Source organism: Alienimonas chondri (genome assembly GCF_013036045.1).
Classification (GTDB): Bacteria; Planctomycetota; Planctomycetia; order Planctomycetales; family Planctomycetaceae; genus Alienimonas; species Alienimonas chondri.
The window spans coordinates 1-5410 of sequence record NZ_WTPX01000227.1; the positions used below are offsets into that span (position 1 = coordinate 1).

Below are 5410 nucleotides of genomic sequence, written 5' to 3' on the forward strand. Positions count from 1 at the left end.
GGGGTCGGGGGTGAGGGGGCTGGAACGGTCCGATCCCTCCACGCCGTTCGGTATCGAGCGTCCCGGACGCTTCAAGCGTCCGGGACGCTGCGTTCGCCCTGAAGCCCTTCGAGCGGATGCTGGTGAAGGTTCGCCACCCTCACCCCCGGCCCCTCTCCCTGAGGGAGAGGGGAGAAAATGTCACCGCAACCGTTCGATCTGCTCGAACCACAGCCGGCGTTTGAGATCCCGGCGAACCCGGCTGCGGACGTCGGTCAGGGAGAGCTCGCCCGGCTCCGCCACGCCGAGCACGCTGACGAGATGCGTGCCGACCGCGGACCGCACCGGGCCGAGGACCGTGCCGTCTTCGCTGCCGTCCGGCGGGAGGGCGAACGCCGCCGCGGAGACCTCCGGCGGCGCCTTGCCGTCGCCCGCCCGGAGCGCCCCGATCACCCCGCCCTTCGACGCGGTGGGGGACTTCGAGAACTGCTTGGCGGCCTCGGCGAAGGTCAGTTCGCCGGCGTCGATGCGGGCCTTCACCCGGGCGAGCGCCTCGGTCGCGTCGCCGGGCTGGAAGATGTGGGCGACGGTGAGGGCGGTGTCGTCGTAGCGGCGGCGGTTCGCCTCGAAGTACTCGCGCAGGGCCGCGGGGGTGATGAGCCGCTGGGCCTGCTCTTCCCACGCCAGCGGGAGCGCGGCCTCGGCCCGCACGTCGGCGGGCGTCGCGCCGAGCTTCGCCAGCGCGGCGGTCTGGGCGGCCTTGTCTTCGCCGAAGTGCTCCACCAGCAGCGCGGCGGTCTGGGCGTCGAGTTCCGCCTCGTCCGGCACGGCCCGGCGGGTCGCGAGGAACCGCCGCATGCGGGCCCGATCGGCGAGCGTCGCCGTCGCTTCGTCCCACGCCGCGGCCCGCTTCTCCTCCGGCACGCCGCGGAGCGTCAGCAGCAGGTGCACCCGGCCGCGGGTGATCGACTCGCCGGCGACTTCGGCCAACACCTCGTTCGGCGGACCGTCGGGGCCGGCGAGCAGAACGGCGAGCAGCAGCGGGGCGAACATCGGGGGACGGTCCGTCGGTGGGGCGAGCGGAACAGACTAAAGCGAGCCGGGGGGCTTGTCCCCCCGGTCCGAGCACGCGTTTTCCCGGCGCCTGCTCGGTTCGCGGCGGTCACCGGTCCGGGGGGATGAACCCCCCGGCTCGCCGGCGTTTACTTCGCCCGCCAGAACGCGTCCTCCGGGACGCCCAGCGCCGCCCGGGCCTCCGCGGTTTCATCTCGAAAACGAACGGCATCGTTCGGATAGCCGGCGGTCGGTTTGAGGCCGGGGACGCGGTCCGCCCACCAGGCGTTGAACCGCTCCATCAGCAGTTCGCGGGTGAACTTGGCGATCAGCGACGCCAGCGCCACCGGCCCGAAGGCTTCGTTCCGCGGGCGAAAGCCGAGGCGGTGACGAGCATTGGTCAATGTGTACTCGCTCCCCGCCGCCCCCTCGCGGTGCACGCCGGGGAGTTCGTCGAACGCCTCCGCGAGCGCCGCGGCGTAGAAGTTCCGGCCGCCGTGCTTGTCGCATTCGACCCGCGTCGGCGGAGCGGTCGCCGGGGTCCACGCCTTCGCCAGCAGACCCAGCGACGCCCCGGTCAACAGTCGGCCCTTCCCGCCGAGCCGCTCCAAATCCGTATTGAACCGCGGGGCGAACAGCACGTCGGCGTGCAGGCCGATCAATTCGAGACCCCCTTCGGCGCCCGCCTCGGACCAGCGAGCCGTGAGGTCGTCACCCGTCGCTGCGGGCAGCGGCGTGGCGAGGTCGTCGTACCAAGGTTGCGCGCCGCCTAGCGGCGACGGCGAATCGAGGGCGTCGAGCCACGATTGCAGCGTGTCCGGTTTCTGTCCGCAGACGGCCAGCGCCGTGCGGGCGCTGCGAGCCAACTCGCCCAAGCCTTTGCCGGGAGAGAAGACCGCTTTGCTGTCCGCGATGCAGAGGCGATCGGCCTGCACCGTGCGGCTGAGAACGCCGGACAGCTCATCGACGGGATCCATGTCCCAGGGGGCGTTTCGGGTCCGCCAGACGCTCGCGGCGACGACCAGCGGGCCGAGGTTCGGGCCCAGCCCGGCTTCGTCCACGCCCACGATCAACCCGCCCGGCGGGGGCGGATCCAAGGGGGCGTCGGCAGCGAACAGGCTGCTCATTTCGTCCACCGCAGGGCGCCGAAGGGGCGGACGGCGTCGTCGGTGACGCCGACCGCGTCCGTCGCGGTCACCGGCCAACTCGCGGCGCCCACGCCGGGGGTCACCCGTCGCATCCGCAGCCCCCACGCCGACCCGATTGGCGGGCCCCCTTTCGAAGCAATCTCCGCGGTCAGTTCGGAGAGGGGAATCGCCAGTTCGATCCGCCATTCGCCCGGATCGTCCGCCGACGCTCCGGGCTGGCGGGAGACGTGCACCGCACAGCGAGGATCCCAGGTCGGGTCGCCGCAGCAGTCCTCCGCGACGGCGCCGTCGGCGGCGATCGTCAGGTTCCAGGCGGTGCCGAAGTCGCGGTCGACGTCGAGCGCCAACTCCAGCCGATCGTGCGGCCGGGTCGGTTCGTCGTGCCCGCGGCCGCTCATGTTCACCGCGGGCAGCGGGGCGCCCGGTTCGATCGGCAGCGAGGCGGCGAGGAACAAGAACCGATCGTCCCGAGCCGCCATCACCAGTCCCCCACGGCTGCGGCCGGCGGCGCTGGTCAGCGGCACGGCCTCCGCGGCCCGCCAGCAGGCGTCGGCGAACTCCCCGTCCAAGCGGGGCGTGCTCGCGGCGAAGGCACAGGGCAACGCAGCGTCCGAGGCGTCGCCGGCCAAGATCGCGGTCGCCGGGGAATCGGGCGGCGTGGGCAGACCCAACTGACGCCGGGCCGCCGCCATCGACCGCTGCACGTCGCGCGTGGCGAACTGACGGGGAGCGTAGCGTTCCAGCTGCGCCCCGAGCCCGATCACGCCCTGCAACCGCCGTTTGCGGAGGGCGTCCCGCTGGCCGACGCCGCCGCGGTCCACGTTCACGTCCGCCGTTTCGACCCGCGACGCTCCTGCACGAGCGCCGCCGTCGGCGGTTTGAATGACGTTCTGCTCGTCACGGTTCTCGGTCCGCACGCCGATCGGGGCGAGGCGGCGGGAGGACTGTTCGCTGCCGCACCACAGCCGCATGAGGTCCGGCAGGACGGCGTGCGTGGCCGGTTGATCGGGGAAGCGGGAGGCGAGTTCCAACAGCACGGCCTCCGCGGCGTCGATCTCCTGGGCGTCCGACAGCTGCCGGGCGAGCCGGGCGAGGTCCGCGGCGGCCTGAGCCGGCGGCACGCCGGCGGAGAGCGGACGGAGGTTCGCCGTAATCGCTTCCGGCCGCAGCAGTTGGGAGGCGGCCCCGGCCCCGTTTGCTCCGACGACCAGGCGATCCGCCGCCGCGGTGAGCAATCGGCGCCGCAGCACGACATCCGGGTCCGGCTCCGCGATCCGCGGGCGACCGGCCCGCCGGGCGTCTCCCCCGGCGACCAGTCGCACCCCCGCCATCACCCGATCGGCGCCGTGCGGTTTGGAGGACAGCGCCGGCAAGCCCAGCGGGCGGAACCCCTCGACCGCCGGGCTGGCCGCATCGCTGACCCGGGAGAGCGCCGAGGAGGCCAGATCGCCGGTCGTGCCGCCCAGGGTTCGCAGCGTGTCCGCGGCCCGCACGGTCACCGTCGACGGCTCGCCGGCCGGGCGGCGCTCTAGGGCCCGCGTCACCCGCCACGGTCGCAGGCCGAGCCGGTCCAGCCCCGTCAGCCGCGTCGGATCGGCGGCGAGGGCGATCGCCTGCTCCGTCGCCCTTCGGATCAATACGTCCGGCCCGGTCGGGTTCGCGGCGGGATCGCTGGGGGGAAGGATCACCACGCTCGGCCGCCAGGTGCGGATTGCGCGGGCGAGGCGACGGACGAGTCGATCCGCGGCGCCCCCGGCTCCGTTCTCGCCCTCGAAGCGGGCGTTCCACTCGCGGGCCAGCGCCGCGGGGTCGTCCTCCGAACCGGGGACCGTCAGCGGGAAGTCCCAGCCGATCAGCCCCGCGGACCCGCCGGCGGTCAGCACGGCGCTGTCCAATCGGTTCGCTTCGCCGGCTGCGTGAATCGCCGCGGCGCCGAGGTCGCGACGCACCGGGCAGAGCACGACGGAGCGGTGGCCGTCGTCGCCGGCGGTGTGGGTGAGGGCGAGGAAGGGGGCGTCGGCGGGGTCGGCGACGATCGCCAGCGTCGCCGCCCGGCGTTCCCGCCCCCGCACCGTCGACCAACCGACCGCCGCGGCCTGCCCCGGCGCCGCGGAGGTGCGAACGATCGTGCCGAAGTCGCCCACCGCGAGGCCGTAGGGTTCGCCGGTGGATTGTGCGAAGGCCACCGCGTTCAGCGGAGCGGTCCCGCCGGCGCTCCCCGCGGTCCACCGCGGCTGGCCGGATTCATCGAGGGCCCGCACGAACACGACCCCGCCGGGATCGCCGCACACGGCGAGATCATCGCCTTTCGCCCAGACGCCCCGCAGGTCGAGGTCGTCGGCGCTCAGCCCGTTGGGGACGAGGTTCGTGGGCAGCGGACCGGCGACCGGCTCCCACGCCCGGCCGGCGGTGCTGGTCGTCCAAACGCGGCCCCCGTCCCCGCAGGCGAACGCGACGGGGCCGGTCGCCGTCACCGCGCACAATGCCGGCAGCCCGCCGGGGGCCGTGGGGCTGGCGACGAGCGATCCCCCCCCAGCGAGAGCGATGCGGCCGCGTTCCCCGACCAGCAGGCCGCGCTCCGGGCCGGTCAGTGCCGCGGCCCGCCAGTGGCCCAATCGCGGACCGGGCAGCGGCGTCCAGGTGCGGCCGCCGTCGGCGGTGGTCCAGAGGCCGCTGGGGGCGAGATCCGTCGGCTTGCAGGCGGCGAGGCCGGTGTCCGGCGTGAAGAACCGCACCGCGACGACGCTCGGCAGCGGGGTCGTGTCGATCCGTTCCCACGTCGTCCCGCCGTCCTCGGTCTTCAACACGACGCCGACGCTGTCCGCGGTGAACGCCGCCGTCCCCCCGCCCGCGGCCCAGCCGATCTGATTCGTCAGGAAGGACAGGCTCCGCAGCGACAGCCCGGTGGAGGTGGGTTGGAACCGCCAGGAGCGGCCGGCGTCGGCGGAATGCCAGATCACGCCGCGATCCCCGCAGACCCACGCGGCGCCGCCAGCGACGTGCAGGGCGTGCAGGTTGGCGTCGTCCTGCTCCGGCCGCGCGGTCGCGGCGACCGGCGCCGGCAGCGCCGCGACATCGGCCGGGCCGATCTGCGACAGGGCGGCGGCGAGCAGCGGGGTGATGAGGTGCGACACCCGCGGGGTGTAGCGAATCGCCGTAGGCCGACGGAACGGCGGTCGTGTTCGTCGCTCCCCTCGCCCCCTTTTTGGGGGAGAGGGGCCGGGGGTGAG

At 74.1% G+C, this 5410-nt stretch carries 3 protein-coding genes; all 3 read right to left on the reverse strand.

Annotated elements, in window-relative coordinates:
- Positions 1-180: 180 nt before the first annotated feature.
- The 3 genes from LzC2_RS20035 to LzC2_RS20045 all read right to left on the reverse strand — a co-directional run bounded on the left by LzC2_RS20035 (position 181) and on the right by LzC2_RS20045 (position 5314).
- Entirely contained in the window at positions 181-1032 is an 852-nt protein-coding gene (locus tag LzC2_RS20035) for a peptidylprolyl isomerase (protein WP_171189805.1), read from the reverse strand.
- 149 nt (positions 1033-1181) lie between these two features.
- Positions 1182-2159 (reverse strand): ribonuclease H family protein, encoded by a 978-nt coding sequence (locus tag LzC2_RS20040; protein ID WP_171189806.1) that lies wholly within the window; start codon positions 2157-2159, stop codon positions 1182-1184.
- The gene (locus LzC2_RS20045) at positions 2156-5314 is read right to left on the reverse strand and encodes a hypothetical protein (RefSeq protein ID WP_171189807.1); all 3159 of its coding nucleotides are present in this window, start codon (positions 5312-5314) and stop codon (positions 2156-2158) included. The genes LzC2_RS20040 and LzC2_RS20045 overlap by 4 nt, the downstream gene beginning before the upstream one ends.
- Between the last annotated feature and the right edge of the window lie 96 nt (positions 5315-5410).

Bases quoted from the DNA above. Each gene is read 5' to 3' on its own strand.
- LzC2_RS20035 (WP_171189805.1), bottom strand. From the start codon at position 1,032: ATGTTCGCCCCGCTGCTGCTCGCCGTTCTGCTCGCCGGCCCCGACGGT.
- LzC2_RS20040 (WP_171189806.1), bottom strand. From the start codon at position 2,159: ATGAGCAGCCTGTTCGCTGCCGACGCCCCCTTGGATCCGCCCCCGCCG.